Source organism: Fuerstiella marisgermanici (genome assembly GCF_001983935.1).
GTDB classification, from domain to species: Bacteria; Planctomycetota; Planctomycetia; order Planctomycetales; family Planctomycetaceae; genus Fuerstiella; species Fuerstiella marisgermanici.
The window spans coordinates 3,276,551-3,294,551 of sequence record NZ_CP017641.1 but is presented as its reverse complement, the minus strand read 5'-3'; the positions used below and the strand labels follow the sequence as shown (position 1 = coordinate 3,294,551).

Here is an 18,001-nt window from a genome sequence, read left to right as displayed (position 1 = left end):
GAGTAACGCCCAATCTGGTGGGGCCAGAGGGTGGTGAGCATGGAGGGACCTTAATGCTAGCCACGCAGACGCGACTTGTCATGCGTGTTTTCGCGGAATCACCCAAACCTGAAATAGAACGTGTCTAAGTGCGCGACCAGCACATGATACTTAAACAGGAAGTGTATTGCGGCAATGTCGCGTGACTGAGCACTTCAACAACCGATAACGTCTGTGCGGTTGCATTGTCGCGGCCTTGACGCTGGTACCAATACTCATGCAGGAGTTGAACGTCATCCCGTTTAAAAGGTCTCGCTGTCGTTGACAAAATCCTGCCCGGCCTTTTTCTCGACAGGCACGGTCTCCTGAATCGTCGAATGCGTTATAAGTCTGCGGTCTTACGATGACTTGAGGGATTCAAGCATTAACCTGGTCGTACGAATGGAATTGGCCATCGTTGTCAGCGTAAGACTCTTGGCGGGCAGCGATGGAAAGACGCTGGCATCGACGATCCACAGGTTTGGAAAGTCGTGGCTATTGCCGGAAGGGCTTACGGTGTGTGGCGCAGCGGTCGCCGACATGGGGATCGTGCCTGCATAGTGAATGCTCGCGCCCATGTCGCGAGTGGAATTCCAAAACCCAAACGTGTGGCAGCCGAGTTGCTTCATGAATCGCCGCACCTGCCGCTTAACCCGCTTGTGAGTTTGCCGCTCGGCAACGGGCGGGTAGTAGTCGATAGCAACGTGCAGTGAAGGTTGCTGACCGTCTGCTTTCTGCGCAACCAATCGGATTCGATTGTTGCTGCGGCGAGTCTCGGGAAAGCTTAAATTCAACAGCCCCATACCTGATCGAACATTGCGAAACATTCGCACAGCACTCCGCAACCCAATAGGCAGCCGCTGCAAAATCGGATGAGTCATCGCCGCCTTTAGAGTTGTCAACTGCCCATGACAACTGGCCGGAAGTTGAGCGTCTTCAACAACCATTGCCAGGCGATGGTATTGATAGGCATCCGCCGCGATCGGCTGCCCGAACAAAGCGGGCGTCACAAACGGTATGTGAATTTGGCGGTTGTCCATCAATCCAGTCAGCACCGGTTCTGACACACCAGCCTGCTCCAGCGTGCGCAGATAGATCGCCGACGTGGATAACGTACCGGCAGCCAGCACCAAAGTACCGACATCGAACAGGTGTTTTTCTCCTTGTTCATCGGTCGCTTCCACTGCTTTTACCTGCCGTGTGGAATCACAGACCGCATGCGAAACTCGCAGCCCCGGCCGGTAATCGAAGGAATCATAAGTTCGGCATTGCGCAAGTGTCAGCGATGGAACGTAAAACGACGAAGTCGGGCACCCCCACAAACACCGTCCCAGTGAACTGCAGGCGGATCGCCCGTCAGTCGCCTGGGAAATCACTGCTGACCGAGCGTGTCCCAGGTGAATCCCTGGCGATTTGTCTTTCACTCTTTCATGATACGTGCGCAACAGAAATTCAGAATGCGGATCGAGTTCCAGCGGTTCCTGAATACCATCGTGATAGGGAATCAACGACGCCAGGTCGTCCGATCCTGAGATGCCGATTCGCTTTGCGACTTCGTCGTAGAACGGCTGCATCCCGGCGAAGTCGATCGGGAAGTCGCGGAGATCATTGTCATCAAAGGGGTAGCAGCCGCCCGTCCATGCGTCAGCGAAGCCGCCGCGAGCGAAGGACACAAGAGGTGAGAAGCCGGCCGACCGTGGATCGGTCGCGAGTCCCGATTCGACGACGTGACTCTTGGACGGTGGGAGCGCATAGTATTCACCATCGTCACCCGGCAGCCGAATGGCGTTCGGATCTTTCCCCAGAAAGTAGGATTCAGGATCTGCCAGTTGTGATTTAAGTTCTGAAATTGGAACGTTTGGCAACGGCGGTATCGATCCGGATTGCCCGACATCCAGCATCTGGACGCGGCACCCCGCCTGAAGCAACGTCAGCGCACAATGGACTCCGGCGGCTCCTGATCCAATGATAACGATTGGCTCCTTCACCGGACGGCTGCCTCTTCTTTTGACTGCGCGCCCGTTCCGAAATAAAACAAACGACTAGCCACGTCGATTGGGCCCAGAAGAGTAACTGCTGCCGCTGCGACCCCCGCTTGCACCGCCAAAGCAGACACCAGTTCAACGCTCGCCCGCAATCTACCAATCGGTCGGCGACACTGCAGTGCCTGGTCGAACTCGGGGCGACATTCCAACAAGGCGAGGCACAGCACCAGGCGTTGTCGCAAAATGGAATGGCGACGAAACAAAGCCGCGTAACAGTCCGCGATGCGTAACAGCCAGCGATGTCTGCCCATCTTCATCAACAGTCGATCGAATCCACCGCACCCAGAATTGAAACGGGCCAAGTGCTGTTCGTTAAATCGCACGTACGATTTAGCGACCTCTTCCGGGCAGTTCATCCGAAACAAGTAACGAGCGAAAGCCTCAGCTTCTCGGCGGCGCTGCTGCTCAGGGTTCAGCCGTGACACTGGGCAACCAATTCTTCAAGTGACATGAATTCATGAGTGCTGCCGACATCGGAAGTGGCTGCTGTCGAGTTGTTGCGGAACAGTGCGAGTTGCCCGGCCGTAAGCGGCAGCCAGCGACTAATCGCAGGTTCCATCATCGCCAGCAGAAATCGGGCGGGCCGCAGAGGAATGGGGATCGGGATCAAAGGTTTGGAATCCGGTGAACTAATGCATTCAATAAAGCGACGCAGCGTCAACACATCCTTACCGCCAACTTCAATAATTTGCCTCGTCGGCTGCTGCAGCGTGACTTCGTGTAAAACTTCGACAAGGTCGCTGACCGAAACCGGCTGAACGCATACTTCACCCGTTCCGAACAGCAAAAGCAACCGCCCCATTCGCAGCTTCCGCAGTCCTTGGGTGACGGGAGCGTCGTGCCCGGTCACAATGGTCGGTCGAACCACGGTCGCCTGCAGCGGACTGTTTAGTACATATTGTTCCGCTGCGGATTTTGCCTGAGCATAGTGGTAGTATTTGTTGTCGGGATACCCGGCGGCGATGGAACTGATGAAGATGAAGTGACGAATTCCAGCCGCAACACTCGCGTCAACCAGATTTTTGGTCCCCTCACAATTAACCCGCCAATGCTCAGCCTTCGAAACCTTTCCTGTCGCAGCCGCCATATGAATCAGCGTGTCACACTGTTTCAATTCGCCTGCGTACGCCGCCGGTTGAGTGATGTCTCCGACGGAATATCGCAAAAGCGACCTCGAAGGGAAACGATCGGAATCGGCTGTCGTGCGGATCAGGCAGTTCACTTCGTCGATGGCATCACTTTGCAGCAGTCGTTTGACCAAGGGCGTTCCGATGTACCCCGTACCCCAGGGCCAGCGCATACTAAGTTGTTTTGCCGGTAAGGATTTGCATCAAATAGTCAATGTTCCATCCGGCCATTCTTCTTTTCATGACGTTGCTTTGTTTGCCAGGATGTTTCTTGATGAGGCTGAGTGTGAGTCGTCTGAGCCATGACAAATTGTTCGCGAAGATTCGGTTTCGGACTCGACTCTCATCCTCGCGGTAGGTCATGTCGAGACTCCAGTGCAGCGTGTTTTCTATGGCCCAGTGACCACGAACCGTTGTTGCGAACAGCTCGCCTTTGCGACGCAGACTGCTGATGTAGTAGCGAACGTCAGAATGATGAATGCCGTCCTGCTCGTACATTCGGATCGCCGTTCCGATGGTCTTGAGTCCGGCCCATTTGTGGCCCACGTCAAAATCGACAGGCACGGTCGCCTGATAGTAGATTCTCTGTTCCTGCCGACCGTGTCCCTTCTCTGTTTCTTCATAGCGACTGACGGGACAGCGAGCGAAGTCATCCTCCAGGTGATCGAGAAAAAACTTCTGCACGACCTCATAGAGTTTCGGTTGGTTGCCTTTCAGGGCTAACACATAGTCTGCATTGCCAGACACGATCTGCTGCGCAATGTTTTTTTGACAACCCGCTGCGTCAATCGTAATGATCGCCTCATCGATATTGATTTCGTTCAGTAATTTCGGGATCGCGGTGATCTCGTTCGACTTCTCTTCCGTCGCCACCTGTCCCAGAGAAATCCCCTGATCAGAAGCCCACGCACTCACGATGAACAACGCACCCAGCCCATTCTTTTTGTCATGTGATCGACGGAGTGCTTTGCCATCAATCGCAATCTGTTTTCTGTAGCCTTCTTTCTGTTCGTCGGAAAGTCCTTCCAGCGATTCAATCCATTGCACGAAGCACGCTTGAAAGTCGTTCGGCTTCAGGAGAGAAAGGACGCGCCGGTACGTATCTTTTTTCGGAATGCCATGCGGAAGTGCCAGGTGTTTCTGCAGGCCATCGGCATTCAGTCGCGCCCATTCCGCAATCGCACTGGGGCCGTCGGCGTTGGCCAGCACTCCGCAAATGGCGATCACAATCACATCACCAAGCAGATGCAGACGATTGATGTTGGAACGCGGGTCTTTCAATTGATCAAAGTAATGAACAATGTTTCCTGTCAGCTCCTGGGTGACCGCCAGTTCAACTGTCGACATCTCTTGTCCTCTCCTCGTGAAGTCCGATGTTACGACACGAAAAGACTAACCAATACTCACTTGTCGCGCCAGCCTAAATTGCCCAAAGTGCGCGCTGGCCCTGCCCCGTACCGCCAGTCAAAAAGACACGCCGTTTCAATGTGATGCTCCTGCTGCATGTGCTCAGCCGCAGTTTTTCTTAGTCGTGGATAACAGTCAGCGAAAGTGTAGCAAAGCATGTACGCATGCGGCAGGCTGGCGTGTGAGTTCAAACCGGATGATGTGGAGGCACGCGTGACGGAATCCACTCGTTCTTCTGCCATCCGGCGCCGATTGTGTGCCCCCGTCGACGTTGCTTCGCTGGCTTGCTTTCGAATCCTGTTCGGAATGCTGCTCGCTTGGAAGGTCTGGTACTTTCTGTTGCACGGTGGAGTGCAGTCGGAATACATAGCGCAGCGTCTTCACTTCACGTATTTCGGCTTCGGCTGGGTTCGTCCTTTGCCAGCCGTGGCAATGCACCTGCTGGTTTTCGTAATGGGCGTGCTGGCATTGTTTATCATGCTGGGGGTGTTCTACAGAATTGCGGTTGCCCTCTTTTGCGGCGGCTACACGTATCTGTTCCTAGGCGGATTGCGCGACATTGGATAAGATGGTATAGATGGCAACCTTCAGTGTCAGTGTGATGTTTCACGCTGCTATGTGTGCTGAAATGTTTGAGCCGCGAAAGGATTCCTGCCATGCCTTTGTCCACCAGTTTTGTCGATCATTTCTCTGATGTTACGGATCCAAGGCGCGGTGAGCCGGTCTATCCGCTTCAAAATATTCTGTTCATTGCAGTCTGTGCTGTGATCAGTGGCGCGGATGATTTTGTCGCGATTGCGAAGTTTGGCAGAACGAAACGAGATTGGTTTGCGAAGTATCTCGATCTGTCCGCAGGGATTCCGTCGCACGATCGTTTCAACGCCATCCTCGCTCTGATTCGTCCTGCAGAATTTGAAAAGTGCTTACTGAATTGGATCACTTCTCTGCAGAAAATCAGTGACGGACAAATCATCGCGATCGATGGTAAGACACTCCGTCGCAGCTATGACAAAGCCAGTGGCAAGTCGGCCATCCACATGGTCAGTGCATGGGCCACAGCCAATCATATCAGTCTCGGGCAAGTCGTCGTCGATGCGAAGAGTAATGAGATTACGGCGATTCCCAAACTGCTGGAATTGATCGAGGTTTCCGGTGCTTTAGTGACGATTGACGCCATGGGTTGCCAAACGGAAATCGCGTCGAAGATTGTCGACGCAGAGGCGGACTATTGTCTTGCCGCGAAAGGCAATCAGCCCACGCTACACGCAGGTCTTGTCGCGTTCTTCGCCGACCATTTGGAAGATGACTTTGCACGCTGTCCGGTGCGACGATTTGAAACGAAAGAAAACACCGGCGGCCGCGAAGATTTGCGACAGTATCTGATCTGTCGTGCGCCGGAGGATCTTCCGGACGCACATCGCTGGAAGAACCTGAAGGCGATCGGGATCGCGATCAACAACACTCTCCGCGACGGCAAAATGTGCATCGGCATCCGCTATTACATTTTAAGCCGTTATGTCTCCGGCCGTCGTTTCGCCGAAGCTGTGCGGAGCCATTGGGGTGTCGAGAACAATTTGCATTGGCAACTGGACGTCACTTTCCAGGAAGATCAATCGAGGATCCGCAAAGGCCACGCAGATATGAACTTCAGCATCCTTCGCCGCACGGCGTTGAGTCTTCTGAAAAACGAATCCACAGCCAAGGTGGGGATCAAAAACAAAAGACTCAATGCTGCCTGGGATGAGACATACCTCGCGAAAGTCCTGTTCGGCAAATGACTTAACGTGCAATCCCCCTGTATCTGTTCCTGTTGGAAAAAACTTACTACCTGAATCATGAATATTTAATATGCCTGCTCTGTTTCGTCATGGCATTCGTTCCGGCGCACCGAGTTTGGTCGGGCGACAGCCTGCGGCCGGGCAGACATTCCGGTTCGACGACGCCCGCCTGGACACTGTGGCTGCTGCGATTTCAGATTGCGATTCCGTATATTTATGCTGGCATCGCAAAACTTGATCGCGACTGGCTGCAGGGCGCGGCTGTCCAATTGGGGCTGCAGGAACGCCTGGACGTTCCGTTCATTGGCAGCTGGCTGCAACACAACACGGCTGCCTGGAGTATCGTCTACGGCGGTCTGCTGTTTGATTTGCCAATCGTGCCGTGCCTACTGTGGCCGAGAACTCGGATGGCCGCCTTCGCGATCGCGGCTTTGTTTCACACCATCAACGCCGTTCTGTTTGATATCGGTGTGTTTCCATGGCTGATGATCGCCGCAACGACGCTGTTTCTCCCGCCAGATTGGCCTCGTCGAGCCATGCGGTTTGGGGGCCGCAACCAGGCGTCAGACCAGCGTCCGGCTGTGGAGATCACCGAACCTGTTGCCGCCGCTGAAAAAGATCCTAATACCGCGACGGTGTTCGTCCTGCTGTTATTTGTTGTAGTGCAACTGCTGGTCCCATTTCGCCATCACCTGTATCCCGGCAATCCGAGCTGGACGGGCGAAGGAGACAACTTTGCGTGGCGAATGATGCTCAACCACAAACGAGGGGGCGTCGCGTTTCATGCCGTCAAGCCTGGAACGTCGCAACGGCTGCCGATTGACGTTCGCCCGATGTTGTCGCGGTTTCAATATCGACGACTGATCAGCGATCCCGATCTGATTCTGCAGCTTGCTCACCGTCTTTCGGAAGGCTTTCAAAAGGACGGCTTTGAAAACTTCGAGATTCACGCCGTCGCACTTGTGTCGTTAAATGGGCGGCGGCCTCAGCTGTTAATCGATCCCGAACTGGATTTGTCGCAGGAACAACGTTCGATGTTCCACCGGCCATTCGTGCTCCCCCTGACGGAGGCAGTGCCTGAGCAACTATGGAACGTGCCAGTGCGAGACTGGGCAGAGGATTTTCCAGAACTGTTTCCCGCCGCGACAGAAGATGCGGGTTCTTTATGATGGCTGGAACCACAACCGATGTCGTGGGTCTTGCTAAAGATCGCCCGACCGTGCTGAGCCGACTGTTTCGCCCCGTGGACATTGCGAGCCTTGTGTTCATACGAATTGCCTTTGGCACAATTTTGCTGTGGCATTTGCGGGAGCTGTTTCAGTCTGGAGCCATCGACGCCCTTTACGATTCCGATCAGTTTCACTTCCGCTACCTCGGATTCAACTGGGTGCACCCCTGGCCGGAGCCCGGCATGCGATTGCATTTTGCTGCACTCAGTGTTCTGGCCGCATGCATCGTTTTGGGATTGTTCTATCGCTATGCCGCACTGCTGTTCTGCGTGGGATTTACCTATGTACTGTTGCTGGACCGAACCGCGTATCACAACCATTACTACCTGATAATTTTGCTGAGCGGTATTCTGGCCGTCGTGCCGGCGCACGGCAGTTTTTCTCTGGATGTCTGTTGGCGTCCCAAATTGCGTTTGTCTGTTGTGCCGGTTTGGATGTTGTGGTTGGTGAGATTCCAAGTGGGAATTGTGTATGTCTATTCAGGCTTCGCGAAACTCGAGCAGGATTGGATCATCCGCTTGCAACCTGTCCGTTTGTTGCTTGCCCGGGAAACAGATTTCCCGATCCTCGGGGCGTTTTTCCGCGAGGAATGGATGATCGCGTTATTCAGCTATGGCGGCCTGGCATTCGACCTCCTGATCATCCCCTTGCTGCTGTGGCGTCCGACTCGAACGTTCGCGTTCCTCGTCGCAATCGGATTTCACCTCCTGAATGTACTTCTGTTTGACATCGGAATCTTTCCGTGGCTGATGATCGCGTTGACGACAATTTTCTTCGAACCATCCTGGCCGCGTCGTTTTCTGTTTTGGCAAGCAGCAGCGAAACGTTGCAAAGGCGTGCCCAACGGATTGGCAAATCCGACCGCAGAAACAAACTTTGCAGGTCAATGGTGGACGCTGGCGTTTTTAGCGGTCTACGTGACCACCCAGCTTTTGATTCCGCTGCGGCATCATCTTTATCCCGGCAATCCCAACTGGACGGAAGAAGGCCAGAATTTTTCATGGCGGCTTATGCATCGAGTCAAAGCGTGTCGCGACGTTGTTTTCGTGGCATCTTCGCCCGCTGCTCAGCGGACGTGGCACATTCGGCCCCCAACTTCGCTGACAGAAAAACAAGTGATCCGGATGTCCGGGCATCCCGACCTGATTCTGGAATTCAGCCACTTTCTGGCCAACGAAATGCGTGCTGCTGGGTATGAAGATGTTCAAATTCGTGCACTGACGTCGGTCTCATTAAACGGCCGTGAGCAACAACCACTGCTCGCCCCGGACACCGACCTGGCGATGCAGCACAGGTCGTGGCGGCATCAGCCCTGGATTCTTCCGCTGGAACCGTGATGATCCTTCATGACTATCGATTGGCCTCTTACCGCTCAGAGACGACGTGACCGTACCCGCAAACATTCCCAATAGTGCCACGAGGCGCGCACGCTGGCTTGTCGTACTCAGCCCATTGATTCCCGCGGCCATGTACCTGCTGGCGGCATGGGCGTTGGCGAAGACGACCGGTCAAACCGACTTCTGGTCGGCTGCCTGTTTCGATCCCAGATCGGCGGGCGAGATATCGATCACTCATCTGACGGCACTGGTGCTGATTGCGGCAGGAGCGACCTTGTTCCTGTTCGGAACGCCCGCAGTGCTCGGCCTGCTGGCATTCCGCAGCCGCACCAGATTTCGTTCGACTACTCATGTCTGGAGTTTCGCCTTTAACTCGCTGGCACTGTTTCTATTGTGCCTGGTGTTGCGGCCGACCGTGGGGATTGACCGTCTGAGTTTCTTTGTCGGCTGGTTGGTCTGGTCAATCGGGCTGGCAATCGTCGTCAGCAGAAGCGGCGAATCGTTTTCGGAACTTGCATCGTTTTGGCAACGGCATCGCAAAGCAGTCGGCGTGAGCATCACGACCATCATCGCCGGTGTGTTGCTGTTTAGTTCTGAACAGTTCCTGCAGTGCTTCAACGGTGATGGCGTTGAGAGCCTCGAACTGGCTCGCAGCCTTCGTCAGCACGTACTGCCGACCTGGGAAATTGAAACAATCGATCGCTTCGGTGCGGTGATCGTTAATCCGGCATTGATCAATTCCTATTGGACCGTCGGGCTGCAGGTGCTGCTGGGCGATCATGAACTGGCAACTCGCCTTTCTTATTGGGTGTGTTGGCTGGGTATTCTGCTGGTGTGCTTTCGGATGATCAAACATTTCGGGAACGTCACCTGGGGAACGGCGACGGTTATGTCGCTAAGCGTTCTTTTGGTGACGCTGTGGAATACGTTTTACGTGGGCTACAACCCCTATATGGCGGACCTGGCAAATCCCGGCGTTCCCGACGCCCTGTTTACGCTCTGCCTGCTGCTGTCGTTCGATGCTCTGCTGCAAAAAGATTGCGCGGCCTACATCGTTGCTACTGTTCTGGGCTCGCTGGTTCTGTATGCCGGGCCGGTGATGTTTGTACTTACGGGTATCGCCGCATTGTTTTGGCGGCCGATGGAGAGAACTCGTTTGTTGAAAGCGGGCATAATGGGAGCAACAGCTCTGGCCGGGATTGCAGGGTCGTATGTCCTGTGGGGCTGGAGTGAAGGTTTGTTGGAAGGCTGGCGAGCAACCTTGCAGGGCGAATACATCGTCGACTTCTTCGCGCCGTACCCTCGATTGTATGCCAACGGAATCTACACAGGGTACTTCGTCCTGGGTTGCGGAGGATTGCCGGCGGTGGCCGTGATTCGAGCATTGTTTCGATCGAGTTGGGAGCAAACTGTCGCGACCGTCATTTTGTGCTATCTCACGATTGTGCTTTGTTCAGCGTCAAAGAACCTTCACTATCTGGTCCCGCTGTTACCCCCGACCGTGATGCTGTGGTGCATCGGGCAAACGAGGGACAAAATGCATCGGTCATGGCAAACCTCGGTGGTTGCAATCATATCTATGGCCGTCTGCCTTGCGCTCTGCTGGCCTCGCTCACGCCCAGTATTCACGCTCAACCGAGACCTCGGCGCCCTAACGACATTTCAAACGGACAATTATCAGGAAGCGTGTCGCTGGTCGGATGTTGTCTTGTTATACGATCTGAACGTGGCATCCTGGCCAGCCAGCAATCATGTCTGGGTCGCCTATTCAAAATTGGAGGCAACTCCGACGGAACGCCGCCCGATTCTGCTGACCACAAAAGCCGTGCCGCCCGGTTATCATTTGCGAGCTGGATCGGAAACCGGAGGGTTGAAGCTATGCATTGATATCGTCAACACCGACTGGCTGCGCTGGACAATGTCACGACAACCCGAAACCGGACTGGAACGTTTCCCATGGATCTTCCAGCCCATTGCCGTCCGACCCCGACCGAAGCTCGATTTATAGTGACCAACGCATTCATTCGATCCGTCGTCCCCACCAATCAGGCCAGGGGATGGCCATCATGAATAGCTAATCGGCGCGTTGAAATTGCAGTTCTTCCCTGATTGCGAGTTCGTTGAGTTGGAATGCCTAAACTCTTGAGTCCGTGTCAATAAGCGTCAGGATCGTTGGGACGCTTGCAGCGGCAACATAGTTGAAGCGTAGCCAGCGCGGAAGCAGCCCCCAACGCACGCGCGGTATCCGGCCTGATGTTTGTAAAGTTAGATGAAGGCGCTGGGCGTTGACGTTGGGCTGCGTTACAAAGACGACAGGAAATCCGGCCCGCTACCATGCCGAAGGTTCTGACGGACCAACGACGGGTGAGCAGGTATTGCGAGTAGCTTTGAGCTTGCTTTCGATGGGGCGAATCGCTGCTTTCACCTCATATAATCTGCCTCAACACAATACATAACGCTTTATCCAGCAATTGAAAAAACGGCGAACATGATGCAATTTCCCCGAATGGCTGGCCTTGTTGCCTTGTTGGTGTGCCCCGGTTTATGCGACGAAGCCTCGCAAAGAAAAGAAACTACGTCGCCTGATCATTCGGCCTTCCAACAGGATATCGTTGGGTTGTGGATGATGGGGCAATCGTTGTGTGAAGGGGCGGAATCCGTGCCAGTCGTGACCCCGACCGATTCCGGCTGGGGGAATATTATGTTCCATCGTGGAGTCCGCACCTGGGCTGCGCGGCAACATTGCGTGGAACCGGAGAAACGGCCTGACGCTCAGTTTACCTTCGCCCCACTCACGGCGACTCAGTCTGGCGGCCTGGGCGAAACGATCGCCAATGGCATGGCCGATCATTTGAAGTCGCGTCTGGTAGCATCGCTTTCGGGCACCACACAGAAGCGCACGCAGAATCCTCAATTGCTTGTAACCTATGCAGGGCAGGGAGGACGATTGATTGATGAACTATCCAGCGTCGATCAGTCGAATGATGCTCGAACCCCGGAGAATCGACGGCATGGCGGTGGGTACTACAAAACCAGTCTCGACGACGCGCGACGCGCTTATGTTCAGGCGGAATCTCTGGGCAAGACATTTTCGATTGCTGCGTTGATCTGGATGCAAGGAGAAGCCAACGGCGGACCAACCGGAGGAATCAATCCCAGTCGTTGGGGCGAGGAACTTCAACGTCCCGACGGACAGGAATGGTACCGCGACCGTTTAGTTGACTACCGACAGCAATGGTCTCGCGATCTGAAATTGATCACCGGGCAGGCGGATGACATTCCAATGTTCACGTATCAAACTCAGGGGCCAGCGGGTGAAGCTCAGTTGATGGCGGCAGACCGCGACGCCAACATCACGATGGTTGGTCCTCACTACATGATTCCTAGTGGCGTCAACAGCCGCTACGCGAGTCGGCACGGTGATCCGATTCATATGTCTGCCGACGGCGAACGCTGGTACGGCGAACAAGTGGCCAAGGTCATTCATCGAACTCTTGTCGAAGGCGAAGACTGGCAGCCACTGCGTCCTCTAGCAGCATCGCTGGCTTCTGACCGTGGCAGCGTCGTAGCAGAATTCGATGTTCCGCGCCCTCCGCTCGTGCTGGACAAGTCGTTCCTGGCGGGTGAGCAGTATCCGCTGGGAGACGCTTTCCATTCGCTGTATGGATTCCAGATCCGCGACGCGAACCGAGCGGTCCTGGCAATAAAGGATGTGGAAATCAAATCGCCAACAAGCGTTCGCATCCGCTTGAAGTCGCCGGTGAAAGAAGGAACGACCTGCACGTTGAGCTACGGACTGCCGTATGCTGGTCAATTGGGAAAAATCCTGGAGATTCAAAAAGGACCACCGCGCGACACTGAGCCAACAACGGAACTGGTGATCGCCGGGCCCTTGGACAATCGACTAAAAAGATTGCAGGCCGAAGGCGCCTTTCACGTGACCAACATGGATTCCGGCGACAACTACGCTCGAGCTCCCATTCGGCAAGTGACTGAAGTCGATGGCAACATCATCCTAAGCTTTGAAAATCGTGAACGCCGGAACGGCAAGGACTTTGCCGTGGGGCAGACTCTGACAGCACTGCGATGTTTTTCATACGGCAACCTGCGGGATTCCGATCCCGAACAGGCCATCCATAAGTTTGGCGACACAGCCTATGGCACGCGAGCCGGCCAACCGTATCCACTGTGGAACTGGTGCGTACTGTTCAACCGCTTTCCCATCATCGAAGAATAGACGACTCCGTCATGAGCTGCGGACATTGCGGCAGCATGCGGTGGCCGCCCGCCGGCTATGGAAAGTGAACTCAGTTATTGCTGGCTCAGTTCAATAATGCAGCATAGCCGACGAGTCCCGTTAATTTTTGTGGTGAACGGTAGACAGCCGCTTTGTTGGCTGCGTCTGCGGCGTTACAGTGACACTCCCGCCGACCTCCCCGCCCCCGAACCACTTGTTGGATCCTTAGAGGTGTCAAATGAACGTGTTTCGTTGCTTGACCGCCGTCGTCCTTCTCAGCATCACCAGTCTCGATGTTTTTGCGAACGATGATTGGCCTCAATGGCGATTCGATGCTGGCCATACGGCAGCGTCTGCCAACGCGTTGCCCGCGGAGCTGAACCTGCAATGGACACGTCGCTACAGTCAGCGTGAGCAGGTGTGGGACGATCCGCTCAACCATGACCTGATGCCGTATGACCGGATTTTCGAACCGATCATCAGCGACGGTCGAATGTTCGTCGGCTTCAACGACACTGACAAAATTGTTGCTCTGAATCTGGCTGATGGGACCGAATTGTGGTCTTACTTCACCGATGGCCCGATCCGCTTTCCTCCAGTGGCGTGGAAGGATCGCGTGATCTGCGTTAGTGACGATGGGTACCTTCACTGCGTGAATGCCGATGACGGCAGCTTGGTTTGGAAACGTCGCGGCGGACCGTCGGACCGCAAAGTTCTGGGCAACGAACGCGTCATTTCAGCATGGCCGGCGCGCGGTGGCCCTGTTGTTGTCGATGACACGGTGTACTTTGCGGCGAGCATCTGGCCGTTCATGGGGACGTTTATCTACGCCATCGATCCTGCTGATGGCAGTGTGTTGTGGGTGAATGACGCCACGTCTGCTGACTACATCAAGCAACCCCACAGTGCTCCTTCGTTTGCCGGCGTCGCTCCACAGGGGACGCTCGGCGTTGCAGGAGACAGCTTAATTGTACCGGGCGGTCGCAGTGTGCCAGCCGTGCTGGATCGCACGACCGGCCAACAGAAGTACTTCGACATCAACGCCGGCGGAAAAGGGACCGGTGGTTCACTGGTGATCGCTCACCGTGACGAATTCTACGTCCACACACGGCTGCGTGGCGTACGAGGTCACAATCTGGAAGACGGAAAGAAGACATCATTCGTGGTCAACGAACCAGTGCTGACTGACGAACTGATCTATACCTTTCTGATGCGAGATGACAAGCCCGTCGTGCAGGCGTTCGACGTTCACGACGTGGACAAGAAGACTCAAAAGAAGCTGGTGTGGGAAGTCGAAGCTGACGGACGCGGCGATCTGATTCTGGCTGGCGACACGCTGTACGCCGCTGGCGAAGGATCAATCACAGCCATCAAATTAGCGGACGATCTACGAAAGCCGCCTCACGTTGGTTCATCGTTCAAAGTTGCAGGCGAAGTTCTTCGACTGGTGGCCGCCAACCAGCGTCTGGCGGCCGTCACGTTGGACGGCCAGATTCATGTCTTCGGCGAAGGTCGTGGAAGCGGTTCGCCGGTCGTTGATGCGAACCGTGCGGCACCAGCAAACCACCCAGCAAATGCTGATTTCGCGAAGTCACTTCTTCAGAATGTCGATTCAAGCGGCGGCTACGTGCTGTGGTTTGGTGCCCACGATGCAGCTCAAATTTTCGGCGTGCTGGCAGCGTCGAAAGTGCAGCTTGTCGTCGTCAACGAAGATCAAGAATCCGTCGAACGCCTGCGACGGCACTTTGACGCGGCTGGTCTGTACGGCTCACGCATCACGGTTCACACGGGGACACCCAAGTCGTACCGAGCGCCGCAATACATTGCCAACGCGGTCATCGTCGGTGAACAGTTCGCCAAGCCACTCGTCAGTGACGCTGGTGAATTGAATGCCGCGTTTGACAGCGTGCGACCGTATGGCGGAACCTTGATCGTTCTGCACGACAGTGCTGTGCCGAAAGCTGTTGGCGATGCCCTGAAGCAGGCTGATCTTGAAAACGCGACCGTGAACCTGGCAAACAATCAAGCGGTTGTAACACGCGTGGGCGCGCTGACCGGATCTGCAGACTGGACTCACCAATACGGCGATGTCGCCAACACTGTGAAATCGGATGACAGTCGAGTCAAGGCGCCGTTGGGTCTGCTGTGGTTCGGCGGAAGTTCAAACGAAGACGTTTTGCCGCGTCATGGTCACGGGCCGCCGGAACAGGTTGTCGATGGCCGGCTGTATGTCGAAGGACATAACTCGCTAAGTTGCCGAGACGTCTATACGGGCCGAGTCATCTGGCACCGCGTTTTCGAGGACCTCGGGACGTCCGACATCTACTTTGACGACACCTACAAAGACACTCCGCTGGACACAGCCTACAACCAGGTTCACATCCCCGGAGCCAACGGGCGCGGGACGAATTACGTGGTCACGTCGGAGGCCGTCTATCTTGCCGTCGGTGGCGCCTGCCTGCTTCTGGATCCGTCGAACGGTAAAACAGTAAAAACGATCTCATTGCCGAAGTCAGACGGCCAGCAGCCGTTGTGGGGCTACATCGGTGTCTACAAGGATGTGCTGCTGGCCGGTAACGGCTTCGCAAACTTCCGGACACGTCACGGTCTTGATTTTTCAGAAAGTGACGGGAAGCTAAGTCGGAATTCGACCGGCTTCGGTTCAAAAAGCTTCGACACTTCAGCGAGCGCCGGGCTGATTGCCTTCGATCGCCACAGTGGAAAACAACTCTGGAAACTGGACGCACGACACAGTTTTCTGCACAACGGAATTGCGGCTGGCGACGGCACTGTCTTCTGCCTGGACCGGTTGCCAAAACCGATCGAAGATAAACTAGCTCGTCGCGGCAAGGCGACTCCGGAAACCTATCGCATCGTCGCAGTCGACATTCTGACTGGCGAAGAAAAGTGGGAGAACAACGACCGCATCTTTGGCAGTTGGATAAGTTATTCCGACGAACACAAACTGCTGCTGCAAGCCGGTGCTTCCGCTTCTGACCGTCTGAAGTCTGAAGTTGGTGGCGGCATGGCTGTGCTACACGCCGCAGACGGCACAACGAAGTGGCGAGTCGACGACCGAAAGTACTCCGGCCCCTGTATGCTGCACGGCACGACGATTTTGACAAATGCCAATTCGTACCAACTGTCCGCCGGAGCGTTCAATCTTCTGGACGGCTCACCCGTGCTGGCGACGAATCCATTGACCGGCGAGCAACAGACATGGCAGGTTTGCCGCGCCTATGGGTGCAACAACATTATCGCCAGCGAAAACCTGCTGACGTTCCGTTCCGGTGCCGCCGGATACTACGACCTTACCACTCGCGGCGGCACCGGCAACCTCGGTGGTTTCAAGTCCGGCTGCACGGCTAACCTGGTCGTTGCGAATGGTATCCTGAACGCGCCGGACTACACACGCACTTGTAGTTGCGGATATCAAAATCAGACCTCAGTGGGTCTGGTGCATATGCCGGAAATGGAAATGTGGACTGTCAACCATGAAGCACGGCTGACCAAGCCCGGCGCGCGAGTCGAGCGCATCGGCATCAACTTTGGAGCACCCGGCGATCGCATCGACGCCAATGGCACGTTGTGGATGGAGTGGCCTCCCGTTGGCGGCGAGTACGCGGACGTGAAAATCCGTGTCGACGGCAAGCCGGACTGGTATCGTACCAGCAGCCTTACACTCGACGGCGACAGTCCGGCATGGATCGGTGCATCCGGAGTCACAAACGCTGATCGCATAACGATTCCGATGAAGATTCATGAAGACGATGCAGGAGGACTGGTCTTTGAAATCGCGAAAACCAGCGACGACGCGGAAGAGGACGAAGATGGCGACGTCGAATTGGGCAGCAGCGATCTTGAGCTGGTGCAGGACGGTTCGAACCAGCATATCGGTTTGCGGTTCGATAAAGTTTCCATTCCTCGCGGCACTAAGATCCGCAGTGCGGCGATCCAGTTTACGACGGATGAAAAAACCAGCGACGCGACAGAATTGATCGTCCAAGCCATCGATTCTGCCGACCCGGCAACCTTTGCTGAAAAGCCTCACAACGTGACCTCACGAAAACTGATGTCGCAACAGGTGAAGTGGGCTCCAAAACCGTGGAAGAAAGAAGACGAAGCTGGCGAATTGCAACGTACGCCTGACCTAAAGGAACTTGTGCAACAGTTGGTCAATCGTCCTGACTGGAAACCCGGCAATGCAATCGGCTTCGTGATCAGCGGCAAAGGTAAACGAGTGGCTCAGTCGTCAAGAAAAGGGACCGGCGGTCCACGTCTAATCATTGACGCAGGCACGCCCGCACCCAGGACACCGTCCGTACCGGAAAGCCACCCGCATACCGTCCGTCTGCACTTCGCAGCGCCGGACGTGATCTCTGCGTCAGCCGCTACTTTCAGTGTGTCGCTGCAGGGAGAAAAGGTCATCGACAACCTGGACATCGCTGAAGCCACAAGCGACGAAAAACAAACCTTCGTGCGTGAGTTCACCAACGTGGAAATCGGCGGCGAACTCACAATCGACCTCACCGCAACGCAAGGCCAGACTGTCCTTTGCGGCGTAGAAATCGTTCGTGAGATTGAGTGATTGCGAGTCGCAATGTGTGGGCGAAACTGGCCGACCGATACCGGTACCGGCTACGTGACCGTCGATTGCCACGCTTCGATATTGGTGGGGCGTAGACTCGCTGACTACCGGATCGCAGATTTACGGGAAGCGACAGTTTCTCGTGAATTCTATCCGTGCCAGCATCACGCATCGTTTGCGGGGCTCGTTCGCGTTTCGTTCTGACGGATGACGTTCGTAGCAGCTATCGGCCTTA

The 18,001-nt window shown here is 55.2% G+C and carries 10 protein-coding genes; 7 read left to right on the top strand and 3 right to left on the bottom strand.

The features are described 5' to 3' along the window. Positions 1 to 377: 377 nt before the first annotated feature. The 3 genes from Fuma_RS12430 to Fuma_RS12415 all read right to left on the bottom strand — a co-directional run bounded on the left by Fuma_RS12430 (position 378) and on the right by Fuma_RS12415 (position 4,537). Positions 378 to 2,006, bottom strand: coding sequence for a GMC oxidoreductase (locus Fuma_RS12430; RefSeq protein ID WP_077024426.1), 1,629 nt, complete (start codon positions 2,004 to 2,006; stop codon positions 378 to 380). Positions 2,007 to 2,475: 469 nt separating this feature from the next. Beyond that, on the bottom strand, positions 2,476 to 3,363 hold the full coding sequence (locus Fuma_RS12420) for an NAD-dependent epimerase/dehydratase family protein (RefSeq protein ID WP_077024424.1): 888 nt from the start codon (positions 3,361 to 3,363) through the stop codon (positions 2,476 to 2,478). A gap of 1 nt (position 3,364) precedes the next feature. Then, on the bottom strand, positions 3,365 to 4,537 hold the full coding sequence (locus Fuma_RS12415) for an ISAs1 family transposase (protein WP_077022421.1): 1,173 nt from the start codon (positions 4,535 to 4,537) through the stop codon (positions 3,365 to 3,367). Between the two features lie 273 nt (positions 4,538 to 4,810). Here Fuma_RS12415 and Fuma_RS12410 point away from each other — a divergent pair, with 273 nt between their 5' ends. The 7 genes from Fuma_RS12410 to Fuma_RS12380 all read left to right on the top strand — a co-directional run bounded on the left by Fuma_RS12410 (position 4,811) and on the right by Fuma_RS12380 (position 17,766). After that, complete coding sequence (locus Fuma_RS12410; RefSeq protein ID WP_158520956.1) at positions 4,811 to 5,164, top strand: HTTM domain-containing protein; 354 nt, start codon at positions 4,811 to 4,813, stop codon at positions 5,162 to 5,164. An 89-nt stretch (positions 5,165 to 5,253) separates the two neighbouring features. Further along, on the top strand, positions 5,254 to 6,375 hold the full coding sequence (locus Fuma_RS12405) for an ISAs1 family transposase (RefSeq protein ID WP_077022466.1): 1,122 nt from the start codon (positions 5,254 to 5,256) through the stop codon (positions 6,373 to 6,375). A 32-nt stretch (positions 6,376 to 6,407) separates the two neighbouring features. Beyond that, on the top strand, positions 6,408 to 7,544 hold the full coding sequence (locus tag Fuma_RS12400; RefSeq protein ID WP_077024422.1) for an HTTM domain-containing protein: 1,137 nt from the start codon (positions 6,408 to 6,410) through the stop codon (positions 7,542 to 7,544). Then, positions 7,541 to 8,941 carry an HTTM domain-containing protein gene (locus tag Fuma_RS12395; protein WP_158520955.1) on the top strand — a complete coding sequence of 467 codons (1,401 nt, stop codon included), beginning with the start codon at positions 7,541 to 7,543 and terminating at the stop codon, positions 8,939 to 8,941. The genes Fuma_RS12400 and Fuma_RS12395 overlap by 4 nt, the downstream gene beginning before the upstream one ends. A 46-nt stretch (positions 8,942 to 8,987) precedes the next feature. Beyond that, the gene (locus Fuma_RS12390) at positions 8,988 to 10,949 is read left to right on the top strand and encodes a hypothetical protein (protein WP_145944139.1); all 1,962 of its coding nucleotides are present in this window, start codon (positions 8,988 to 8,990) and stop codon (positions 10,947 to 10,949) included. 480 nt (positions 10,950 to 11,429) lie between these two features. Continuing rightward, the gene (locus Fuma_RS12385; protein ID WP_229360905.1) at positions 11,430 to 13,178 is read left to right on the top strand and encodes a phosphate ABC transporter substrate-binding protein; all 1,749 of its coding nucleotides are present in this window, start codon (positions 11,430 to 11,432) and stop codon (positions 13,176 to 13,178) included. Between the two features lie 238 nt (positions 13,179 to 13,416). Next, entirely contained in the window at positions 13,417 to 17,766 is a 4,350-nt protein-coding gene (locus Fuma_RS12380) for an outer membrane protein assembly factor BamB family protein (RefSeq protein ID WP_077024419.1), read from the top strand. Positions 17,767 to 18,001: the final 235 nt, after the last annotated feature.

Bases quoted from the DNA above. Each gene is read 5' to 3' on its own strand.
- Fuma_RS12415 (WP_077022421.1), bottom strand. From the start codon at position 4,537: ATGTCGACAGTTGAACTGGCGGTCACCCAGGAGCTGACAGGAAACATT.
- Fuma_RS12420 (WP_077024424.1), bottom strand. From the start codon at position 3,363: ATGCGCTGGCCCTGGGGTACGGGGTACATCGGAACGCCCTTGGTCAAA.
- Fuma_RS12380 (WP_077024419.1), top strand. From the start codon at position 13,417: ATGAACGTGTTTCGTTGCTTGACCGCCGTCGTCCTTCTCAGCATCACC.
- Fuma_RS12385 (WP_229360905.1), top strand. From the start codon at position 11,430: ATGATGCAATTTCCCCGAATGGCTGGCCTTGTTGCCTTGTTGGTGTGC.
- Fuma_RS12395 (WP_158520955.1), top strand. From the start codon at position 7,541: ATGATGGCTGGAACCACAACCGATGTCGTGGGTCTTGCTAAAGATCGC.
- Fuma_RS12405 (WP_077022466.1), top strand. From the start codon at position 5,254: ATGCCTTTGTCCACCAGTTTTGTCGATCATTTCTCTGATGTTACGGAT.